Below are 19,553 nucleotides of genomic sequence, written 5' to 3'. Positions count from 1 at the left end.
CATGCCAGAAGGGAAAGACGACATCTGGGGCATCGCCCACGTGCACGCATCGTTCAACAATACGATCATCACGATCACCGACCAGACCGGCGCGGAGACGCTCGCGAAGTCTTCCGGCGGGACGGTCGTCAAGCAGAACCGCGACGAGGCCTCGCCCTACGCCGCCATGCAGATGGCCGAGACGGTCGCCGAGGAAGTGCTCGCGCAGGGCGTCGAAGGCGTCCACGTTCGCGTGCGCGGTCCCGGCGGGAACCAGCAGAAGAATCCCGGCCCGGGCGCGCAGGCGACGATCCGGGCGCTGGCGCGAGCCGGCCTGGAGATCGGTCGTATCGAGGACGTGACACCCATCCCGCACGACGGCACTCGCGGCCCAAAGAACAGCGGATTCTAACATGGCACCGGATTACGACGTGGAGTTCATCGACCGGGGCGACCGCGACCGCGAAGCACGATTCCTCGTGCGCGACGTGAGCCCTGCGTTCGCGAACGGGATCCGGCGGGCGATGATCGCCGACGTGCCCACACTCTCCATCGACGAGGTGCGGGTCATCGAGAACTCGTCGGTGATGTTCGACGAGCAGATCGCGCTCCGGCTCGGGCTGGTCCCGCTGACCACGCCCGAGGACTACGAGATCGGGGAGACGGTCACGCTCGCGCTGGACGTCGAGGGACCGGGCACCGCCTACTCGGGCGACCTGGTCAGCACCGACGACCGCGTCGAGCCGGCCGACAAGAACGTCCCGATCATCGACCTCAAGGACCCGGAGGGGTCCGAGACCCCCCAGCGCCTGGAGGTCGAGGCCGACGCCGTCTACGACGTTGGTCGGGAACACGCCAAACATCAGGGCGGCGTGGCGGTCGGGTACCGTCACCTCCAGACCGTCGAGGTCGTCGGCGACGCCGACGAGTACGGCGACGACGATCCCCACATCCTGCGTGGGGTCATCGAGGAGGACGGCGAGTTGATTCCGACCGAGGAATTCGACCACGACCTGACCCAGCGGTATCCGGGCAAGGAGGTCGAAGTCCACGACGTTCCCAACGCCTTCGTGTTCCACGTCGAGACCGACGGTTCGATGTCGGTCGACGACCTGGTGACCCAGGCGGTGGACACGATCCACGGCCGGGCGAGCGAACTCAAAGACGCGGTACAGCTATAATGATCGACACTGCCCCAGCACACCGACATGACGCCTCCCGCCCCCTGAAGAGCGGCCGGGCCGACCGGTGGGCAATCGAAAGCGGTTTGAAGGGGCAGTCGGAACTGACACGTGCGAGCAGGGATAGCCAAGTCAGGCCAACGGCGCAGCGTTCAGGGCGCTGTCCCGTAGGGGTCCGCAGGTTCAAATCCTGCTCCCTGCATTCTTCGGCTCGCCTGGACCGGCGAGCCGTGAAAGCGAGCAGAGCGGGTTTGAGCCACGGGAGGCCGACGGTCTGCCGGTGGTTCAAATCCTGCTCCCTGCATTGTTCGGCTCGTCAGGACCGACGAGTCGTAAAAGCGAGCAGACACACTTCTTCGGAGGTAGGATATGAGTAAGACGAACCCGAGACTCAGTAGTCTCATCGCCGACCTGAAGTCGACCGCCCGGAACTCGGGCGGCGAGGTCTGGGGCGACGTGGCTGACCGGCTGGAGAAGCCGCGAAGCACGCACGCCGAAGTCAACCTGGGCCGCATCGAGCGGTACGCCCAGGAAGACGAGACAGTGATCGTGCCCGGGAAGGTCCTGGGCAGCGGCGTCCTGCAGAAGGACGTCACGGTCGCCGCCGTTGACTTTTCCGGCACGGCCGAGACCAAGATCGACCAGGTAGGCGAGAGCATCACGCTAGAACAGGCACTCGAACGCAACCCCGACGGCGGCAACGTACGGGTGATTCGATGAGTATCGCAGAATTCGACGCGGACGTCGTCGTCGAGGCACGTGACTGCATCATGGGCCGGGTCGCCAGCGAGGTGGCCCAGCGCGCGCTCGACGGTGAGCGCGTGGCCGTGATCAACGCCGAGCAGGCGGTCATCACGGGCAACGCCGAGGACACGATGGAGACGTACCGGAAGCGCCGCGATCTGGGCTCGGACCGGGGGCCGTACTACCCGAAACAGCCCGACCGCATCTTCAAGCGCGCGATCCGCGGCATGCTGCCGTACAAGAAGGATCGCGGCCGTGAGGCCTTCGAGAACGTCCGTGTCTACATCGGCAACCCCCACGACGAGGACGCGGAAGTCGTCGAGGGGACGTCGCTGGATCGGCTCTCGAACATCAACTTCGTCCAGCTGGGCGAGGTCAGCGAAGAACTCGGAGCGAACGTCACATGGTAACTAACACGTCAGGCAAGAAGAAGACGGCCATCGCACGCGCGACGGTCACCGACGGCGAGGGTCGGGTTCGGGTGAACTCCCAGCCCGTCGAACTCGTCGAGCCGGAGCTGTCGCGGCTGAAGATGCTGGAACCGTTCCGGATCGCCGACGACGACCTGCGCGAGGAAGTCGACATCGACGTGCAGGTCGAGGGCGGCGGGACCTCCGGGCAGGCGGACGCGGTGCGCACCGCCATCGCGCGCGGGCTGGTCCAGTTCCACAACGACGCGGAACTGCGGGACGCCTACATGGAGTTCGACCGGTCGCTGCTGGTCAACGACGTGCGCCAGACCGAACCCAAGAAGTGGGGCGGCCCGGGCGCTCGGGCGCGCTACCAGAAGTCCTACCGCTGAGGTGATTCAAGTATGATGGTACCGGTCCGGTGTTTCACCTGTGGTAACGTCGTCGGCGAACACTGGGAGGAGTTCAAGGCCCGCACCCAGGACGGCGAGGACCCCGAGATGGTCCTCGACGAGCTGGGCGTGGAGCGACACTGCTGTCGCCGGATGCTCGTCTCGCACAAGGACCTCGTCGACATCGTGGCACCGTATCAGTGACACATGGCAGGACAGGACAACAGATACGAGAAGGCACGCATCATCGGCGCGCGAGCGCTGCAGGTGGCATACGGCGCACCGGTGCTCATCGACACCGAGCAGACCCAGCCGATCCTCATCGCGGCCGAGGAGTACGACGCTGAGGTCCTGCCGTTCACCGTCAAGCGAGGTGAACAGTGACGTTGATCGCCGACGTGTCCCTCCGACGGATCCTCGACTCCCGCGGTAACGGGACGGTCGAGGCTGAGGTGACCACGGATTCGGGCGGATTCGGTCGTGCGGCCGCCCCGAGCGGTGCGTCCACGGGCGAGTACGAGGCTATCGAACTCGAACCCAGCGAGGCCATCGCGAAGGCTCGCGAACTGGCGGTGCCGCGACTCGTCGGCGAGGTGTTCGCCGGCGACCAGCGCGGCGTCGACCAGGCGCTCCACGGCGCGGACGGCACGGACGACTTCTCGAAGATCGGGGCCAACAGCGCGGTCGCGATCAGCATGGCCGCGGCCAAGGCCGGTGCCGACACGCAGGGGATTCCCCTCTACCAGCATCTCGGCGGCGCGTTCCGGGGGCGGAACTTCCCGGTCCCGCTGGGCAACGTCGTCGGCGGCGGTGAACACGCCGCGGACGCGACCCACATCCAGGAGTTCCTGGCCGCACCCGTCGGCGCGCCGAGCGTCGCGGACGCGGTGTTCGCCAACGCGGCGGTCCACCAGGAGGTCCACGACATCCTGACCGAGCGCGGTATCGCGGCCGGCAAGGGTGACGAAGGCGCGTGGGCGCCCTCGGTGGACGACGCCGAGGCGTTCGAGATCGTCGCCGAAGCCACCGAACGCGTCGAAGACGAGTTCGGGTTCGAGGTCCGGATGGGGCTGGACGTGGCCGGTGCCGAACTGTACGACGCCGAGGACGGCGTCTACAGCTACGGCGAGCGGACCCGTGACACGGCCGAACAGATCGACTACATCGCGGACCTCGTCGACGAGTACGACCTCGTCTACGTCGAGGACCCGCTCGACGAGGACGACTACGCGGCCTTCGCCGACCTGACGGATCGGGTGGGCGAGGAGACGCTGATCTGTGGCGACGACCTGTTCGTGACCAACACGGACCGACTCGCCGAGGGGATCGAGCAGGGTGCGGCCAACAGCATCCTGATCAAGCCCAACCAGATCGGCACGCTGACCGACGCCTTCGACGCCATCGAACTGGCGGTCGAGAACGGATACGCACCGGTCGTCTCCCACCGGAGCGGAGAGACCGAGGACACGACGATTGCACACCTCGCCGTGGCGACCGACGCGCCGTTCATCAAGACGGGCGCGGTCGGCGGCGAGCGCACAGCGAAGCTGAACGAACTGATCAGAATCGAGGACAACGCATGAGTGGAAACGAAGAAGAGGGTCTCGACGCCGCCGAGTCGGAGGTCGACCCGGAGCCGACCGGCGAGTCCGGTGCGGAGCCGGAGCCCGATCCCGACACGGACGTCGCCGAGGCCGACGACGAGGAACAGACCCCCGACGCCGAGTCGGGCGAGACAGAGGCGGCCGAGGAGGCCGCCGAAGAAGCCGAGGAGGAGCCGCGACTGGACGAGGACGTCATGCCCGACGACGAGGCGGACCTCCTCATCCCGGTCGAGGACTACCTCGCGGCCGGTGTCCACATCGGGACCCAGCAGAAGACCAAGGACATGGAGCGGTTCATCCACCGCGTCCGGACCGACGGGCTGTACGTGCTGGACGTCTCGATGACCGACCAGCGCATCCGGACGGCCGCGGACTTCCTGGGCGATTACGACCCCGAGCAGATCCTCGTGGCCTCCTCGCGCCAGTACGGTCGCTTCCCGGCGGAACAGTTCGCGGACGCCATCGGCGCTCGCGCACGCACCGGTCGCTTCATCCCCGGGACGCTCACCAACCCCGACTACGAGGGCTACATCGAGCCCGACGTCGTGGTCGTGACCGACCCCATCGGTGACTCGCAAGCCGTCAAGGAGGCCATCACCGTGGGCATCCCGGTCATCGCGATGTGTGACTCCAACAACCAGACGAGCAACGTCGACCTCGTGGTCCCGACGAACAACAAGGGTCGCAAGGCCCTGTCGGTCGTCTACTGGCTGCTGGCCAACGAGACGCTGGATCGGCGCGGTGCCGAACCCGCCTACGCGCTCGAGGACTTCGAGAGCGAACTCTGAGTTTCGCGCGATAGATTCGACTTTTTCGATTGCGCTCAGTTCCGTCGTGATAGCGGCTGGTCGCGGGTTCCGCGTTATGACTCGTTGCACAGAATCGGACAGTGTCCGAGCTGATGAAACGAGGAATAAAGGGACGACGACCTACGGGTCCCTCAAGACCTTTGGTTCACCCCGTCGAGACCGAACGTATGGCCGACGATTCGACGATGAACGCCCTGATCGGTGGTGTCGTGACGATAGTACTCTCCTTTACCGGCTTCTCGCCGGTTCTCGGCGGGGCAGTCGCCGGGTACCTGAATCAACGCGACGGCGTGCGCGTCGGCATCCTGGCCGGACTGGTCGCGCTCGTGCCGATGGTCCTCGGGGTGTTCTTCCTCGGTGGCTTCATCGGCCTGTTCTCGATGTTCGGGGGCCGTGGTGCGATGATGGCCGGTGGGATGGGACTGATCGTCGTCCTGCTGGTGTTCGTGTTCGCGTCGGCGGTCATCGTTGGCCTGTCGGCGCTGGGCGGGTACATCGGGGAGTACCTCTACACCGAGGACGTGCTCTGAACCCGGTAGTTCCATTACCCGAGAGTGGAATGGGCGGATATGGTCGTTTCCAGCGCACCGGGGAAGGTCTATCTCTTTGGGGAGCACGCGGTGGTGTACGGGGAACCGGCGGTGCCGTGTGCCATCGAGCGGCGGGCGCGCGTCACCGTCGAGGAACGCGACGACGGCGCGCTACGGGTCCACTCAACGGACCTCACGCTCGACGGGTTCACCGTGGAGTACGACGGCGCGGCCGACGCCTCGGCCGACGTGGACGTGCCCGAAGCACTGGTCGAAGCGGCCGTGGGGTACGTCGACGCGGCGGCGGCCCAGGCCCGTGACGCGGCCGACCGGCCCGACGCGGGCTTCGACATCACCATCGAGAGCGAGATTCCGCTCGGCGCGGGACTGGGCTCGTCCGCGGCGGTCGTCGTGGCGGGCATCGACGCGGCGACGCGCGAACTGGGTGTCCAGTTGTCCGCCAGGGAGATCGCCGACCGGGCCTATCAGGTCGAGTACGAGGTACAGGACGGGCAGGCCTCGCGGGCGGACACGTTCTGTTCCGCGGTCGGCGGCGCGGTCCGCGTCGAGGGCGACGACTGCCAGCCCATCCGGGACGTGCCGAATCTGCCGTTCGTCATCGGCTACGACGGCGGGGCCGGGGACACGGGCGAACTCGTCGCGGGCGTTCGCCGACTCAGAGAGGAGTATCCGTTCGCGGCCGACACCGTCGAGACTATCGGTGACCTCGTGCGGCAGGGGGAGCGGGCGCTCGAAGCCGGCGACCTGGCGGAACTCGGCCGGTTGATGGACTTCAACCACGGGTTGCTGGAGGCGCTGGGCGTCTCCTCGCGGTCGCTGGACGAGATGGTGTGGGCGGCCCGGGAGTCCGACGCGCTCGGGGCGAAACTGACCGGCGCGGGCGGCGGTGGCTGTATCGTCGTGCTTGACGAGACCGAGGAGGCGCGGACCGCGCTGTCGTACACGCCCGGCTGTGAGGAGACGTTCCGGGCGGAACTGGACACCGACGGTGTGCGGGTGGAGGAGCGATGACGGTCGTCGTCAAGCTCGGCGGGAGCGTCGTCACGGAGAAAGACGAACCGGAGACGCTCGCCGAGGCGGCCATCGAGCGGGCGGCACGGGCGGTCGCGAACGCAGACGAGGGGGTCGTCGTCGTCCACGGCGGCGGGAGCTTCGGCCACCATCACGCGACCCGCCACAGCGTGTCCCGGACCGACGGGACGACGGACGCGACGGCCGTGCGCGAGATTCACGGGGCGATGAAGCGACTGAACGACGCGATGGTCGAGGCGCTCGCAGCGGCCGGCGTTCCGGCAGTTCCAGTCCACCCGCTGTCGGCCGGTACTCGGGACGCAGACGGGGACCTCGATCTGCCGACCGAACAGGTGCGGACGATGCTGGACGAGGGCTTCGTCCCGGTGTTGCACGGGGACGTGATCGCCCACGCGGGGGCGGGGGCGACCATCGTCAGCGGCGACGAACTCGTCGTGGCGCTGGCGACGGGTCTCGACGCCGACCGGGTGGGGCTTTGCTCGGCAGTGCCGGGCGTCCTCGACGCCGACGACGACGTGATCGACCGGATCGACGCGTTCGAGGACGTGGCCGCGGTGCTCGGCGGGAGCGACGCTGCAGACGTGACCGGCGGGATGGCCGCGAAAGTCCGGACACTGCTGGCGCTGGAGACCCCGGCGTCTATCTTCGCGCTGACGGATCTCGACGCGTTCTTCGAGGGCGACCGACCGGGGACGCTGGTGGCCGGCGGTAGCGGCAACGAGTCCTGACGAGTCACGACATCTCTCGTCCGTGATAGGCCGTCGAACCGTGGTGTGGCGGGAAACCTCTCCACGGCGGAGCCTCGTGCTCCCCGAAACGTGGCGTACTCTTATTGGGGATTGTTACCAATAACAGCGACATGACAACTGTGAGAATCGTAGACGGGGCCAGATACGGCTTCAAGATGGTCGGTCTCGTCTTCGGACTGCTGGTGGTCAGCGGTGTCCTGTTCGCGCTCGGGGGCCTGCTGGCGACTGGCGGCGAGCTAACGATGCGGGGGTCCCTCCTGGCGCTCGGCCAGCCAGCGATGCTGGCCGCCGGCGGGTTCTTCGGGTTGGCCGGCGTGGTGGTCCTCTACGCTGGTACCGTGGGCCTGATCCACAAGCTGATCGCCGATAGCGTCACCGCGGGATTCGAGAACGCCGAGTCGGCCGTGGCCGCGCCGGAACCGGCCGACCCCGAAACGGCCGCCCAGTCGGCGACCGACTCCGAGTCGATCTTCGACCGGGAGGATCGGCCGGAGACCGAACCGATCGCGCCCGATTCACCGACGGACAGTGAACCCACCGCGGCCGACTCACCGACGGAGACCGAACCCGCTGCGGCCGAAACCGAATCGTCGGCGACGACGGATTCGGCCTCGGAGCCGGTCGAGCCCGATGCGGTGGATCTGGTCGATGAGCCGACGAAAAAGCCCGGACAGGCCCAGCCGTCGTCGGAACCGACCGCCGATGCTGCCCGGGGCGACGTGGCCGACCCGGGACCGGGGTCCGAGACGACGGACACCGACGAGGACTGGGACCCGACGAGTGAAACGTCCGAGCCGGACAGGACTTCCGGGACGCCCGTCGGGGTGGACTCGGACGACGGTGAGACGGTCAGTGATCCGGTCGTCGAGGCGGACGACCCGATCACGTCGGCTCCGGACACCGACGTAGCGGGGGCCGAGGAGACGACCGAGGACGAACCCGCCGCCGCGGACGAGGAGCCGTCGATGCCGGATGACATCGACCGGGCCGTCAGCGAGGCGACCGAGAGCGGTCTCGGCGAGTCACCGGCCGAAGACGAATCCACCGTGGACGAGGAGCCGGCCGAAACCGCCGAGGAGGTCCCGGAGGAACCCGCTGTCGACGAGACGCTGGACGAGGACGACGCGATACCGGCGGCGGACGAACAGGAAGAGGCCGACGAGAGCGACGCCGAGGACGTGTTCGCCCCGCCGGGGGACGAGGCGGACGAGGACGAACACGAGGACGAGGACCCCTCGGAGATGGCGAAAGCCGACGTGATCGACCGTGCGTTCGAGGAGGAAGACGAGGAGGACCTCGACGAGGACGCACACACGATCGTCGACGACGCCATCTCGGAGGGCGATGTCGAGGACACCACCGACGAGCCGGGCGACTGGGAACCGCTCGACGAGAGCGATCTCAAAGACGACTGATTCCCGGCGTCGCGCCGGGCCTCGCTATCTTCCGTTGTCCTGGTAATTCTCGCTAGCGGCGCTACCCGTTCGGGTCGGCCGGAAAAAACGAATCGAGCGTGGTCAGCAGCGGTCGGTCGGTGGCGCGAGAAGCGTTGCGCCGCCGGCGATCACTGGTTGGTAATCACGTGGGTGACGCAGTCGGAGTGGACGACGGCACCGTCGACTGCGAGTCGCGCGCAGTTCCGGACTTCGTCCGACCCGCCGGGGAACGCGCTGGCCGGGACCACGTCGACGGTCAGCGTGAGCAGCGGGAGGCAGTCACCGGGCGCGAGTCCGCCGGTGTTGGCGTGGGTCGCAGTGACGACGCCGTTGTTCACGGAGGCGCTCCAGCCGCTTCCACTGGCGGCGACGAACGTCATGCCGTCCGGGATGTCGTCGGTGACGGTGACACTGCTGTTGCACTGCGTATCCGCCGTGTTGCAGACCTGAATCTCGTAGTTGTTCTGGTCACCGTAGGTGAACTGGGACGCGGTGGTCTTCTCGACTTCGAGCCCGTCACACCCCTCCTCCATCGAGGTCACGGGGACGCTGACACAGCTCTGGTCGAGGTCCGGGTCCACGTTCTCGCCTTCGAGGTGGGCGCAGTTGCGGATCACGTCGCCCGTCTCGTCCATCGAGCCGACCTCGACTTCGATGGTGATGGTCGGCAGGCAGTCACCGGGTGCGAGCCCGCCAGTGTTCGGGTGTTCACACTCGATCAGTCCGCCGTTCTCGGTGAAGCTCCAGCCAGTGCCGGAGGCACCGACGTAGCTCACGCCGTTCGGCAGGTCGTCGACGACCCGCACCGGGTCGACACAGGTCCCCTCACCGTCGTTGCAGACGACGATCTGGAACTCGGTCGTATCACCCGCGGCCACAGGCTCACCGTCGTGGCGTTTCGTGATGGAGAGGTCACACTCGCCGTTGCCACCGTTCGGGTCGACCGGTACCTGGACGCAGTCCCGGTCGTTGGTGGTGTCGGCGTCCCCGTACTTGAGGTGGGCACAGTTGCGGATGGCGTCACCGACCTCGTCCTGACTCCCGACCTCGACCTCGATGGTGATGGTCGGCAGGCAGTCGCCGGGTGCCAGGCCGCTCGTGTTCAGGTGTTCGGCGGTGACGACGCCGCCGGATTCGGAGACGCTCCAGCCACTGCCGGTCGCGCCGACGTAGCTGACGCCGTTCGGCAGGTCGTCGACGACCGTCACCAGCCCGCGGCAGAGTCGGTCGCCCTCGTTGCAGACGGTAATCTGGAACTCGGTGGTGTCGCCGGGTGCGACGGTCCCACCGGCGTGGGTCTTCTCGATCGCGAGGTCGCACTTCCCGTCCGGCTCGCCGACCGGGACCTTGATGCAGTCTTCCTTGTACGTGGCGTCGGCGTCGCCCTGCAGGACGGTCGCGCAGTTGGCCAGCACGTCGCCGACCTCGCCCTGGCTCCCGACGTCGACCTCGATGGTGAGCGTCGGCAGGCAGGCACCGGGTGCCAGTCCGTTCGCGTTCTGGTGTTCGGCGGTGACGACGCCGCCGGATTCCGTCGCGGTCCAGCCGCTCCCGGAGACGCCGGTGTAGGTCGTCCCGCCCGGCAGGTCGTCCTCGACGGTGACGGTGTCTTCACAGCGGCCGTCGCCGTCGTTGCAGACAGTGATCTGGAACTCGGTGGTGTCTCCGTAGGTCACGGATTCGCCGGAGTGTTCCTTCCTGATGGAGAGGTCGCACTCGCCGTCGTCGACGGGTGCGTCACAGTCACAGAACAGGTCTGCGTCCACGAGCAACCCGGAGACGGTCAGATTGTTCCGGACGCGCGCCCGGAGCGTGTACTGACCGGCGGTTACCGGCTGGAAGACCGGGCCCTTCAGCGTCTGGTGCCCCGCGCCCTGGTCGAGCTGGGTCGTCCCGGACGGCCCGTCGAGTTCGAGCGTCGCCTGGTCGTCGACCGACCAGTTGTGGATGCGGAGTTGACACTGGCCCTCCTCCCAGGTGTCCGGGACCGAGAAGTCGATCTCGTAGACGTAATCGCCGACGGGGTCGACGGTCGTCGGCCAGCCGCCGGTCCCGTAGGGGTCGATCCAGTTCGCACTGGTGAGCGTGACCCACTGGCTGACCGGCTGGACGCTGATCGCCTGCCCGGTCGTGTTGTCCGGGGACGACACCACACGCCAGTCGGTGTCGGTCACACCGAACGCGTCCGGGACGAAGTTCGTCGTCCCCGTACTCAGATCGACGTGTCGGTCGCGACACGGCGGATCGTCGTGAATACAGCCAGCGAGCGCCAGCGCCCCACCCGCCCCGACCGTCTGGAGCGCGCGGCGGCGAGTCATCCGGCCATTCGACGGTACCTCACCGCTCATCAGTCCGACCCCCGTCCGATCCGCCCCGGTGTCCACCCGCCCGCCGACCCAACCGACCGCGTCGACGGCCCCTCACAGTGCTGCAGCTGTCCGCAGTACGTCATTATCATCAATCATCACCTATCGGCATCTCGTGTCGGTTTCACGGACACGAGCGTTGACAGATACTATACATTGTCTATTAAACTATATAACGGTGTCTGGAATTTTACCCTCGCTGAAGGTTTTATATATTACAGATCGAGCAACTCCTTGGCGATAATGTTGCGCTGGATCGCGCTGGCTCCCTCCCCGATCTGGTAGAGTTTCGCGTGGCGATACTGGCGTTCGACCGGGTAGTCGCGGGTGTAGCCGTTGCCGCCGTGGAGTTGCATGGCGTCGCTGGCGACCTCCTCGGCGACCTCGGAGGCGTAGAGTTTGGCCATGCTGGCGAGCTTCGTGGGTTTCTCGTCGCGGTCGATGCGTGCGGCGGCGTCGTAGGTGAGCCGACGGGCGTTCTCGACCTTGACCGCCATGTCCGCGATGGTATGCTGGACGGCCTGGAACTCCTCGAGCTTCCGGTCGAACTGCGTGCGCTCGTCCACGTACGCGACGGCTTCGTCGAGACACCGCTGAGCGATGCCCAGCGCCTGCGCGGCGATGCCGACCCGCTCCTCCTCGAAGAACTCCATGAGCTGGTAGAAGCCGGCGTCCTCGTAGCCGACGAGGTTCTCCTCGGGGACGCGGACACCGTCGTAGCGCAACTGGGCGGTATCGGAGGCGTTCCAGCCCATCTTGTGGATATCGGACTCGACCTCGAACCCGTCGCGGTCGGTCTCGACGATGATCGCGGAGATGCCGGCGTGGCCCTCGACGCCGGTCCGGCACATCGTGAGGACGTAATCCGCGATGGAGCCGTGCGTGATGAACGTCTTCACGCCGTCGATGACGTACTCGTCACCTTGCTTCTCCGCGGTCGTCTCGATGCTCGCGGCGTCGCTCCCGTGGTCTGGTTCGGTGTTGCCCAGCGCGCCGATCAACTCGCCGGAGGTGATGCCCTCCAGAATCCACTCTTTCTGTTCTTCGGTGCCGTACTCCGCGATCATCCGGGTCCCGAATTCGGTGCCGATTGCGGCGAGCATTCCGGCGTCCGCGCGAGCGATCTCCTCGGCGAAGATCGAGGCCTCGATCTGACCCATCCCCGCGCCGCCGTACTCCTCGGGGATCGAGACACCGATCAGCCCGGCGTCGACGGCCGTCTCCCAGACCTCACGGGGCCACTCGCCGCTCTCCTCGTGTTCGCGAGCGACCGGTTCGATCTCGTTCTCGGCGAACTCCCGCGCTGTCTGTCGGACGGCCCGTTGCTCCTCCGTCAGGGAGAAATCGATCATAGCCCAGCGACGGCGAGTAGTGTGTTAACTGTTTCCGAACGACAGGAACCGGCCACTCGTTTATCGTTTCCTGCGCTATGAAAACGTATCACAAGAAATTAGAAACGCATTTACCGTGGCTGGCCGGGTGTGTAGGGGATGACAGGGTTCGAGCCGACGCCGCCGAGTACCGACGTGTTCGCCGAGGACTTGTTAGCGGGCGAGAGGGCGCTGATTACCGGTGGTGGGACGGGAATCGGTGAGGAGATCGCACTGGCGATGGCCGATCACGGCGCGGACGTAGCGGTCGCGAGTCGGGACATGGACCACCTGGAGCCGGTGGCCGAGGCCATCGAGGCGAAAGGCCAGGACGCCTGCGCGACGACCGTGGACGTGCGCGACGAGGACGAGGTGGACGCGATGACGGAGACGGTGATCGACGAGCTCGGGGAGATCACGATCCTGGTCAACAACGCGGGCGCGAACTTCATCACACCCACGGAGGAACTGTCGGCCAACGGCTGGCGGTCGGTGGTCGGGACTATCCTCGACGGAACGGCCTACTGCTCGTTTTCCGTCGGCGAACACATGATCGAGAACGGCGGCGGGTCGATCATCTCGATGGGCGCGACCAACTCCGAGTTCGGCGCGCCGTACCACGCCCACTCCGGCGCGGGCAAGGCGGGCGTCCACAACCTGATGCAGTCGCTGGCCAGCGAGTGGGCCAAGTTCGGCATCCGCGCGAACACGGTCGCACCGGGGATCATCGAGACGGAGGGCATCGCTGGTGCCGTCGGCGGGTCACTGCCCGAGCAACTGCTGGAAGATCTGGCCGCGGGCCGCTTTGGCGATCCGGCAGACTGTGTGCCGGTGGTTCTCTTTCTCGCCAGTCCGGCCGCGAATTACGTGACGGGGAGTTACTACGCGGTCGACGGCGGGCATTTGCTCCACCAGTCGCCGATGGAGTGACCGGCAGCCTCACCGGGACTCGGTTAGTTCGGCGACCGACGCGTTGAGTTCGTCGACCATCGCGGCCTGTTCTTCGGTGTTCGCGACGATGTTCTCGACCGAGCCCGAAATCGTCTCGGCCTGGTTCACCGCTTCGTCGACCATGCTGGCGATCTCCTCGGCGCTGGCGGCCTGGTCGTCTGTCGCGTCGGACACCTGACTGATGCCGTCGGTGGCCTCGTTGATGGCTTCGACGATGGCGTCGAACCGGTCCATCGCGTCTTCGACCTGGTGGATTCCCTCGTCGATCTGTTCGGTCGTCTCCTCGAGGTTCTGGACCGTGTCGTCCGTCTCGGCCTGGATCTGCTGGACCATCTCTTCGATCTGGCCCGCGTGCTCCTGTGACTCCTCGGCGAGCGACTTGACCTCGTCGGCGACGACGGCGAAGCCCTCGCCGGCCTCGCCGGCCCGGGCAGCCTCGATGGAGGCGTTGAGCGCGAGGATGTTCGTCTGTTCGGCGATGTCGTTGATCACCTCGACGATCTCGTCGATGTCGTCGACACGGTTCTGGAGGCGATCGACATCATCGGCGACGGCGTCGGCCGATCCCGACACCTGCTCCATCACGCCGATCACTTCGGTCGCGGCCTCGTCGCCGGCCGCCGCGAGGTCCGCGGCCCGATCACTCGTCTCGACGACGTTGTCGGTCGTCGAAGCGATCTCCTCGACGGTCGCACTGAGGTTCGAGACCTCCGAAGAGATCGTCTCCATGCTGTCTGCCTGGTCGGTGGTGATGTCGTTGATCTCCTGAGAATTGCGAGCGACGTCGTCGGCGGACTGCTGGAGCTGTTCGGCGTCCTGACGGACTTCTTCCACGAGATTCTGGATCGATTCACCCATCTCGTTCATGTTCTCGACGATCCGCAGGAACTCCACGTCGAGGAGGCTGTCTTCGCGGTCGAACTCGACCCTGGCAGTGAAGTTCCCCTCCTCGTACTCGGCGATGGTGTCGATGAGTTCCGTGAACAGTCGCTGCAGTTCATCCTGGTAGCGGGCAGAATTCGTGAGGTCCTGAACGATCTCGATCACGCCGACGAACTCGTCGTCGCGGTAGACGGGCGCACAGATGAACCAGATCTCCGTCCCGTCGATGACGCTCGTGTCCTCGTAGACGCGATCGCCGCTCAACAGGGTGTACTCGTCCTCCGCGAGATCGACATCGGAGAAGGATCGATGCGCGGTCTGTGGCTCCTCGACTACCTTCTCGGCCAGGGTGAGATTGCGCTGGTCCGTTCCGTAAAACTGCTGTCCGAGGTTGTCGACCCCGAGAACCTCCTCTCTGGACGCACCCAGGAGATCGGCGATCTGCTCGTCCCAGGCGATGACCGTGCCCGTTTCGTCGAGTGCGAACGCTGGCAGATCGAACGTGTCGAGAATCAATTGTGTGTCGAATCCGTGGGAATCGCCGTCGGTAGACGACCTGACGTTCATCGCGTCACTCATAGTACAGCGATGCGGCTCCGCCCGAGGATAATATGAGGGGTGTATTTCAAAAGACAATAGGTCGCGTAACGCTTTTATATAAAATGGGAGAAACGTCACTTCTAGAGGACATCCGTCGGCGGTGATATGGGCGCAACGAGACGCTTGGAACCCGATGTCGCGATCTCCGGCGTACACCTCCGTCAATAATTTGACTCGTCCGGTTCGACCGAACGGAACGTCGATTCGGAGAACCGGTGTAACACTCGGTGAGTCGAGGGATCCAGGCGACTGCCAGTGGGTCGAACGCGAGGGAATCGGTGGCGTCACAGACGGTTTGCTGGAGGTCGGTTCCGCATCGACCGCCCGCAGTCGGACGGCCGTGGCGGTACTGAGATACAGGATCCCGTCTCAGGTTTGGGGGTGTCCAAACCCAACAGTTTTAATAGCGGGCGTCGAAGGGCTGGGTAACCGAGCGCACGGCCGCCCGGACTCGGACGCGGCGGCCGGCAACACATCGAGCGGTTCGGTGTGTCCGGAACGGGATCGACTCCCGTCCGTCGACGCGCGGCGCGGGCCAGATTCTGGCCTGTGGCCGCACGGAATCCGTCGGCTGCCGGGAGTCGCTAGCCTTCGGACCAGAATCGCGTGTTTGCCGGTCACCGCGAGTCGTCCGTCTCCGCGGGGCCCGTCTCGGCGACACAACCATGGAAATCGAAATTGCGACAATCGGCGGCTACGAGGAAGTCGGCCGGCAGATGACTGCGGTGCGAGCGGGCGACGACGTCGTCGTCTTCGACATGGGTCTGAACCTCTCGAAGGTTCTGATCCACGACAACGTCGAAACCGAACGGATGCACAGCCTCGACCTGATCGACATGGGCGCGATCCCGGACGACCGGGTCATGTCCGACCTCGAAGGTGACGTGAAGGCCATCGTGCCGACCCACGGCCACCTCGACCACATCGGAGCCATCTCGAAGCTGGCCCACCGGTACGACGCCCCCATCGTCGCCTCGCCCTTTACCATCGAACTCGTCAAACAGCAAATCAAGGGCGAGGAGAAGTTCGGCGTCGAGAACGACCTCCAGAAGATGGAGGCCGGCGAGACGATGCAGATCGGGGAGCGCAACGAACTCGAGTTCGTCAACGTGACCCACTCGATCATCGACGCGATCAACCCCGTCCTCCACACGCCGGAAGGCTCCATCGTCTACGGGCTGGACAAGCGGATGGACCACACACCGGTCATCGGCGACCCAATCGACATGAAGCGGTTCCGAGAGATCGCCCGCGAGGACGGCGGTGTCCTCTGTTACATCGAGGACTGTACCAACGCCGGTCGGAAGGGCCGGACGCCCTCCGAGGCCGTGGCCCGTCGCCACCTCAAGGACGTGATGTACAGCATCGAGGACTACGACGGCGGCATCGTAGCGACCACCTTCTCCTCGCACATCGCACGTGTGAGTTCGCTCGTCGAGTTCGCCGAGGACATCGGTCGCCAACCGGTCCTGCTGGGCCGGTCGATGGAGAAGTACTCCGGTACCGCCGAACGGCTGGACTTCGTGGACTTCCCGGACGACCTCGGGATGTACGGCCACCGCAAGTCCGTCGACCGGACGTTCAAGCGAATCATGAACGAGGGCAAGGAGAACTTCCTGCCCATCGTCACGGGCCACCAGGGCGAGCCGCGCGCGATGCTCACCCGGATGGGCCGTGGCGAGACGCCGTACGAACTGGACGACGGCGACAAGGTCCTGTTCTCGGCGCGGGTCATCCCGGAGCCGACCAACGAGGGCCAGCGCTACCAGAGCGAGAAACTGCTGGGCATGCAGGGCGCGCGGATCTACGACGACATCCACGTCTCGGGCCACCTGCGCGAGGAGGGCCACTACGAGATGATCGACACGCTCCAGCCCCAGCACATCATCCCGGCCCACCAGGACATGAAAGGGTTCGCCCCGTACGTCGACCTCGCGGAGAACATGGGGTACAACCTCGGGCGTGACCTCCACGTCACGCGGAACGGGAATCTGATCACGCTCGTCGACGAATGACGACCCCACGCGCGGATCAGGCGGCCGTCGAGGAGGCGATCATCTCGCGTCGGGACCTCGTCAACGACGCGATCCCCGAGCAGTTGCCGATCATCCGCCCCGAGCGCCTCTACGAGGCGTCCCGGTACCTGCTGGACGCGGGCGGCAAGCGCCTGCGCCCGACGATCCTCCTCCTGGCCGCGGAGGCCATCGCCGACGCCGACCCGCTCGGCGAGGACTACCACGCCTTCCCCGCTCCGGACGGCCCCGTCGACGTGATGTCGGCGGCGGTCAGCATCGAGATCATCCAGTCGTTCACCCTCATCCACGACGACATCATGGACGACGACGACATGCGTCGTGGCGTGCCGGCGGTTCACCGCGAGTACGACCTCGAAACCGCGATCCTCGCGGGCGACACGCTCTACTCGAAGGCCTTCGAGGTCATGCTCGAAACCGGCGCGCCCGCCGAGCGGTCGGTCCGGGCGCTGTCGGAACTGGCGACGACCTGCACGAAGATCTGTGAGGGCCAGGCCTTCGACATCGACTTCGAGTCCCGCAGCGCCGTCGAACCCGACGAGTACCTCGACATGGTGGAGCTCAAGACCGCGGTGCTGTACGCCGCGGCCGCGAGCGTCCCCGCCATGTTGCTGGGCGACGACGACGCGGTCGACGCGCTCTACGGCTACGGACTCGACATCGGGCGTGCGTTCCAGATCCAGGACGACCTGCTGGACCTGACGACGCCGAGCGAGAAACTCGGCAAGCAACGCGGCAGTGACCTGATCGAGAACAAGAAGACGCTGGTGACGCTCCACGCCCGCGAACACGGTGTGGACGTGGACGGACTGGTCGACGCCGACACCGTGGAGGCGGTCGACGAGGCGGAGATCGAGGCCGCCGTCGGCGAGTTGCGCGACGCCGGCAGCATCGAGTACGCCCGGGAGACCGCTCACGACCTCATCGCCAGCGGCAAGGCCAACCTGGAGGTCCTCCCGGACAACCACAGCCGGGACCTGCTGGGCGGCATCGCCGACTACCTGATCGAACGGGAGTACTGACCCCTCGATCCGGTCTCGTCGGGACACTCGCGATCACGACGCACGCGCTGTGATAGCAGATCGACGACAGGTTTTCACTCACTCCCGGCGTCGAGAGCGGTATGATCGACATCGCATGGGTGCTTGGGTGGGCAGTTCTCCAGTTCGGAGACGTGGGCAGTGGCCCGGGCGTGAACGTGAACGTCGACCCGGTGGCAGGTGTAGCCTCTAGCGCGGTCGGGTCCTTCGTCCTCACGGTCGTCGTGGGGGCGATCATGGTCACCATCGCGCCCGGCTACACGAAGTCGAAGCTGGACACCCTCCGAGACGAGCCGGTTGGCTCGTTCGTCTACGGCGTTCTCACCCTCGTTCTCTCGGCGATCATCTTCGTCGCCCTGTTGTTCTCGCTGATCGGCATCCCCGTCGCCATCGTGCTGTTTTTCGCCCTGCTCCTGGTGTGGGGTGTCGGGTCCGCTATCGCCTTCCTCGCCATCGCCGACCGGCTGGTCGACGCCGACGACGGGTGGCTGAAACCCCTCTTGCTCGCCGGCGCGCTGAACGGCGGCCTGACGCTGACCGGGATCGGCGGCCTGGTGGCCTTCTGCATCGGCGCGGCGGGGTTCGGTGCCGTCCTCCGGGACTACCTCTGAAACCACCCCGAGAGTTATGCCGGTCCCGCCCGCCCGAGAGGTATGGCCGCGATACAGCTTCTCCGACACGCCACACTCCTGCTCGACCTGGACGACACCACGTTCCTCGTGGACCCGATGCTGAGCGAACCCGGCGAGATTCCGCCGATCCCGAACTCGCCGAACGACCGCGAGAATCCGCTCGTCGATTTGCCCGACGTGGACCTGACGTACGACGCCGTCCTCGTCACCCACCGACACCGGGATCACTTCGACGACGCGGCGGCCGACCAGCTCCCCGCCGACGTTCCGATCCTCTGTCAGCCCGAGGAAGCGGACGACTTCCGAGACGACGGGTTCACCGACGTTCGAGCGGTCGAGGAAACCGAATCCTTCGAAGGCATCGACGTGACACGGACGCCGGCCCGCCACGGACACGGCGATCTGGCCGAGCAGATGGGGCCGTCGTCGGGCTACGTCCTCGACGGCTCCTGCACCGTCTACCTCGCGGGCGATACGGTGTGGTACGAGGCGGTGCCCGAGACCATCCACGCCCACGACCCGGACGCGGTGGTCGTCAACGCGGGCGGGGCCCAGTTCGTCGAGGGCGAGCCGATCACGATGACGCCCGAGGAGGTCGGCGAGGTCAGGAGTGCGGTCCCCGACGACGTACCGGTGATCGCGGACCACATGGAGGCGATCAACCACTGTCTCGCGACCCGGGAGGACCTGGCGGCGGCGGTCGAGGGCGTGACGATTCCCGAGGACGGCGAGCGAATCGGGCTGTGAGCGGGGACGGAACGGCGGAGTTTTGAGGGGGCGCGCCGGAGTCTC

21 protein-coding genes and 1 tRNA gene are annotated in these 19,553 nt (G+C 66.2%); 19 read left to right on the top strand and 3 right to left on the bottom strand.

Annotated features, from left to right (window positions below; genetic code table 11):
- Nucleotide 1: 1 nt before the first annotated feature.
- From ACOZ4N_RS04870 to ACOZ4N_RS04805, 14 genes are all read left to right on the top strand, one after another.
- Nucleotides 2-391 carry a 30S ribosomal protein S11 gene (locus ACOZ4N_RS04870; protein ID WP_424018808.1) on the top strand — a complete coding sequence of 130 codons (390 nt, stop codon included), beginning with the start codon at nt 2-4 and terminating at the stop codon, nt 389-391.
- 1 nt (nt 392) lies between these two features.
- Nucleotides 393-1,160, top strand: a complete 768-nt coding sequence (locus ACOZ4N_RS04865; RefSeq protein ID WP_424018807.1) for a DNA-directed RNA polymerase subunit D — start codon at nt 393-395, stop codon at nt 1,158-1,160.
- A 117-nt stretch (nt 1,161-1,277) separates the two neighbouring features.
- Nucleotides 1,278-1,362 (top strand) — tRNA-Leu (locus tag ACOZ4N_RS04860).
- 167 nt (nt 1,363-1,529) lie between these two features.
- Nucleotides 1,530-1,880, top strand: a complete 351-nt coding sequence (locus ACOZ4N_RS04855) for a 50S ribosomal protein L18e (RefSeq protein ID WP_092658964.1) — start codon at nt 1,530-1,532, stop codon at nt 1,878-1,880.
- Complete coding sequence (locus tag ACOZ4N_RS04850; protein WP_424018806.1) at nt 1,877-2,314, top strand: 50S ribosomal protein L13; 438 nt, start codon at nt 1,877-1,879, stop codon at nt 2,312-2,314. The genes ACOZ4N_RS04855 and ACOZ4N_RS04850 overlap by 4 nt, the downstream gene beginning before the upstream one ends.
- Nucleotides 2,308-2,706, top strand: a complete 399-nt coding sequence (locus tag ACOZ4N_RS04845; protein ID WP_424018805.1) for a 30S ribosomal protein S9 — start codon at nt 2,308-2,310, stop codon at nt 2,704-2,706. The genes ACOZ4N_RS04850 and ACOZ4N_RS04845 overlap by 7 nt, the downstream gene beginning before the upstream one ends.
- 12 nt (nt 2,707-2,718) lie before the next feature.
- Nucleotides 2,719-2,910, top strand: a complete 192-nt coding sequence (locus ACOZ4N_RS04840; protein WP_092692413.1) for a DNA-directed RNA polymerase subunit N — start codon at nt 2,719-2,721, stop codon at nt 2,908-2,910.
- A 3-nt stretch (nt 2,911-2,913) separates the two neighbouring features.
- On the top strand, nt 2,914-3,090 hold the full coding sequence (locus ACOZ4N_RS04835; RefSeq protein ID WP_424018804.1) for a DNA-directed RNA polymerase subunit K: 177 nt from the start codon (nt 2,914-2,916) through the stop codon (nt 3,088-3,090).
- Complete coding sequence (gene eno, locus ACOZ4N_RS04830; RefSeq protein ID WP_424018803.1) at nt 3,087-4,289, top strand: phosphopyruvate hydratase; 1,203 nt, start codon at nt 3,087-3,089, stop codon at nt 4,287-4,289. Before ACOZ4N_RS04835 ends, eno begins: the two co-directional genes overlap by 4 nt.
- Nucleotides 4,286-5,098 (top strand): 30S ribosomal protein S2, encoded by an 813-nt coding sequence (rpsB, locus tag ACOZ4N_RS04825; RefSeq protein WP_424018802.1) that lies wholly within the window; start codon nt 4,286-4,288, stop codon nt 5,096-5,098. The genes eno and rpsB overlap by 4 nt, the downstream gene beginning before the upstream one ends.
- A gap of 188 nt (nt 5,099-5,286) precedes the next feature.
- Complete coding sequence (locus tag ACOZ4N_RS04820) at nt 5,287-5,649, top strand: DUF5518 domain-containing protein (protein ID WP_424018801.1); 363 nt, start codon at nt 5,287-5,289, stop codon at nt 5,647-5,649.
- Between the two features lie 39 nt (nt 5,650-5,688).
- Nucleotides 5,689-6,681, top strand: a complete 993-nt coding sequence (gene mvk, locus ACOZ4N_RS04815) for a mevalonate kinase (protein WP_424018800.1) — start codon at nt 5,689-5,691, stop codon at nt 6,679-6,681.
- Nucleotides 6,678-7,430 carry an isopentenyl phosphate kinase gene (locus ACOZ4N_RS04810; protein ID WP_424018799.1) on the top strand — a complete coding sequence of 251 codons (753 nt, stop codon included), beginning with the start codon at nt 6,678-6,680 and terminating at the stop codon, nt 7,428-7,430. Before mvk ends, ACOZ4N_RS04810 begins: the two co-directional genes overlap by 4 nt.
- Before the next feature lie 131 nt (nt 7,431-7,561).
- Nucleotides 7,562-8,866, top strand: coding sequence for a hypothetical protein (locus tag ACOZ4N_RS04805; RefSeq protein WP_424018798.1), 1,305 nt, complete (start codon nt 7,562-7,564; stop codon nt 8,864-8,866).
- 149 nt (nt 8,867-9,015) lie between these two features.
- Here ACOZ4N_RS04805 and ACOZ4N_RS04800 read toward each other — a convergent pair whose 3' ends face one another.
- Nucleotides 9,016-11,235, bottom strand: coding sequence for a hypothetical protein (locus ACOZ4N_RS04800; protein ID WP_424018797.1), 2,220 nt, complete (start codon nt 11,233-11,235; stop codon nt 9,016-9,018).
- Between the two features lie 233 nt (nt 11,236-11,468).
- A complete protein-coding gene (locus ACOZ4N_RS04795) occupies nt 11,469-12,602 on the bottom strand; it encodes an acyl-CoA dehydrogenase family protein (protein ID WP_424019932.1) in 1,134 nt (377 codons plus the stop codon).
- Between the two features lie 141 nt (nt 12,603-12,743).
- On the opposite strand from ACOZ4N_RS04795, the gene ACOZ4N_RS04790 reads away from it, so the two are divergent.
- Nucleotides 12,744-13,553 (top strand): SDR family oxidoreductase, encoded by an 810-nt coding sequence (locus tag ACOZ4N_RS04790; RefSeq protein WP_424018796.1) that lies wholly within the window; start codon nt 12,744-12,746, stop codon nt 13,551-13,553.
- 9 nt (nt 13,554-13,562) lie between these two features.
- Here the strand turns inward: ACOZ4N_RS04790 and ACOZ4N_RS04785 are convergent, their stop codons facing one another.
- Nucleotides 13,563-15,035, bottom strand: coding sequence for a methyl-accepting chemotaxis protein (locus ACOZ4N_RS04785; RefSeq protein WP_424018795.1), 1,473 nt, complete (start codon nt 15,033-15,035; stop codon nt 13,563-13,565).
- A gap of 686 nt (nt 15,036-15,721) precedes the next feature.
- Here ACOZ4N_RS04785 and ACOZ4N_RS04780 point away from each other — a divergent pair.
- From ACOZ4N_RS04780 to ACOZ4N_RS04765, 4 genes are all read left to right on the top strand, one after another.
- Nucleotides 15,722-17,071, top strand: a complete 1,350-nt coding sequence (locus ACOZ4N_RS04780; RefSeq protein WP_424018794.1) for an RNase J family beta-CASP ribonuclease — start codon at nt 15,722-15,724, stop codon at nt 17,069-17,071.
- The gene (gene idsA3, locus ACOZ4N_RS04775) at nt 17,068-18,111 is read left to right on the top strand and encodes a geranylfarnesyl diphosphate synthase (RefSeq protein WP_424018793.1); all 1,044 of its coding nucleotides are present in this window, start codon (nt 17,068-17,070) and stop codon (nt 18,109-18,111) included. The genes ACOZ4N_RS04780 and idsA3 overlap by 4 nt, the downstream gene beginning before the upstream one ends.
- 101 nt (nt 18,112-18,212) lie before the next feature.
- Complete coding sequence (locus ACOZ4N_RS04770; RefSeq protein WP_424018792.1) at nt 18,213-18,740, top strand: hypothetical protein; 528 nt, start codon at nt 18,213-18,215, stop codon at nt 18,738-18,740.
- A gap of 42 nt (nt 18,741-18,782) precedes the next feature.
- Nucleotides 18,783-19,508, top strand: coding sequence for an MBL fold metallo-hydrolase (locus ACOZ4N_RS04765; protein WP_424018791.1), 726 nt, complete (start codon nt 18,783-18,785; stop codon nt 19,506-19,508).
- Nucleotides 19,509-19,553: the final 45 nt, after the last annotated feature.

This window comes from Halorientalis pallida (assembly GCF_049605515.1).
Taxonomy (GTDB): Archaea; Halobacteriota; Halobacteria; order Halobacteriales; family Haloarculaceae; genus Halorientalis; species Halorientalis pallida_A.
The sequence above is the reverse complement of the archived record's forward strand: the minus strand, read 5'-3'. Positions and strand labels throughout refer to the sequence as shown.

What these genes read in the sequence shown, in the direction of transcription:
- ACOZ4N_RS04845 (WP_424018805.1), top strand. Translation starts at nt 2,308, where the DNA reads ATGGTAACTAACACGTCAGGCAAGAAGAAGACGGCCATCGCACGCGCG.
- ACOZ4N_RS04835 (WP_424018804.1), top strand. Translation starts at nt 2,914, where the DNA reads ATGGCAGGACAGGACAACAGATACGAGAAGGCACGCATCATCGGCGCG.
- ACOZ4N_RS04840 (WP_092692413.1), top strand. Translation starts at nt 2,719, where the DNA reads ATGATGGTACCGGTCCGGTGTTTCACCTGTGGTAACGTCGTCGGCGAA.
- rpsB (WP_424018802.1), top strand. Translation starts at nt 4,286, where the DNA reads ATGAGTGGAAACGAAGAAGAGGGTCTCGACGCCGCCGAGTCGGAGGTC.
- ACOZ4N_RS04770 (WP_424018792.1), top strand. Translation starts at nt 18,213, where the DNA reads ATGATCGACATCGCATGGGTGCTTGGGTGGGCAGTTCTCCAGTTCGGA.
- ACOZ4N_RS04870 (WP_424018808.1), top strand. Translation starts at nt 2, where the DNA reads ATGCCAGAAGGGAAAGACGACATCTGGGGCATCGCCCACGTGCACGCA.
- ACOZ4N_RS04800 (WP_424018797.1), bottom strand. Translation starts at nt 11,235, where the DNA reads ATGAGCGGTGAGGTACCGTCGAATGGCCGGATGACTCGCCGCCGCGCG.
- ACOZ4N_RS04785 (WP_424018795.1), bottom strand. Translation starts at nt 15,035, where the DNA reads ATGAGTGACGCGATGAACGTCAGGTCGTCTACCGACGGCGATTCCCAC.
- ACOZ4N_RS04850 (WP_424018806.1), top strand. Translation starts at nt 1,877, where the DNA reads ATGAGTATCGCAGAATTCGACGCGGACGTCGTCGTCGAGGCACGTGAC.
- ACOZ4N_RS04790 (WP_424018796.1), top strand. Translation starts at nt 12,744, where the DNA reads ATGACAGGGTTCGAGCCGACGCCGCCGAGTACCGACGTGTTCGCCGAG.
- ACOZ4N_RS04780 (WP_424018794.1), top strand. Translation starts at nt 15,722, where the DNA reads ATGGAAATCGAAATTGCGACAATCGGCGGCTACGAGGAAGTCGGCCGG.
- mvk (WP_424018800.1), top strand. Translation starts at nt 5,689, where the DNA reads ATGGTCGTTTCCAGCGCACCGGGGAAGGTCTATCTCTTTGGGGAGCAC.
- ACOZ4N_RS04865 (WP_424018807.1), top strand. Translation starts at nt 393, where the DNA reads ATGGCACCGGATTACGACGTGGAGTTCATCGACCGGGGCGACCGCGAC.
- ACOZ4N_RS04805 (WP_424018798.1), top strand. Translation starts at nt 7,562, where the DNA reads ATGACAACTGTGAGAATCGTAGACGGGGCCAGATACGGCTTCAAGATG.
- ACOZ4N_RS04820 (WP_424018801.1), top strand. Translation starts at nt 5,287, where the DNA reads ATGGCCGACGATTCGACGATGAACGCCCTGATCGGTGGTGTCGTGACG.
- idsA3 (WP_424018793.1), top strand. Translation starts at nt 17,068, where the DNA reads ATGACGACCCCACGCGCGGATCAGGCGGCCGTCGAGGAGGCGATCATC.
- ACOZ4N_RS04765 (WP_424018791.1), top strand. Translation starts at nt 18,783, where the DNA reads ATGGCCGCGATACAGCTTCTCCGACACGCCACACTCCTGCTCGACCTG.
- ACOZ4N_RS04855 (WP_092658964.1), top strand. Translation starts at nt 1,530, where the DNA reads ATGAGTAAGACGAACCCGAGACTCAGTAGTCTCATCGCCGACCTGAAG.
- ACOZ4N_RS04810 (WP_424018799.1), top strand. Translation starts at nt 6,678, where the DNA reads ATGACGGTCGTCGTCAAGCTCGGCGGGAGCGTCGTCACGGAGAAAGAC.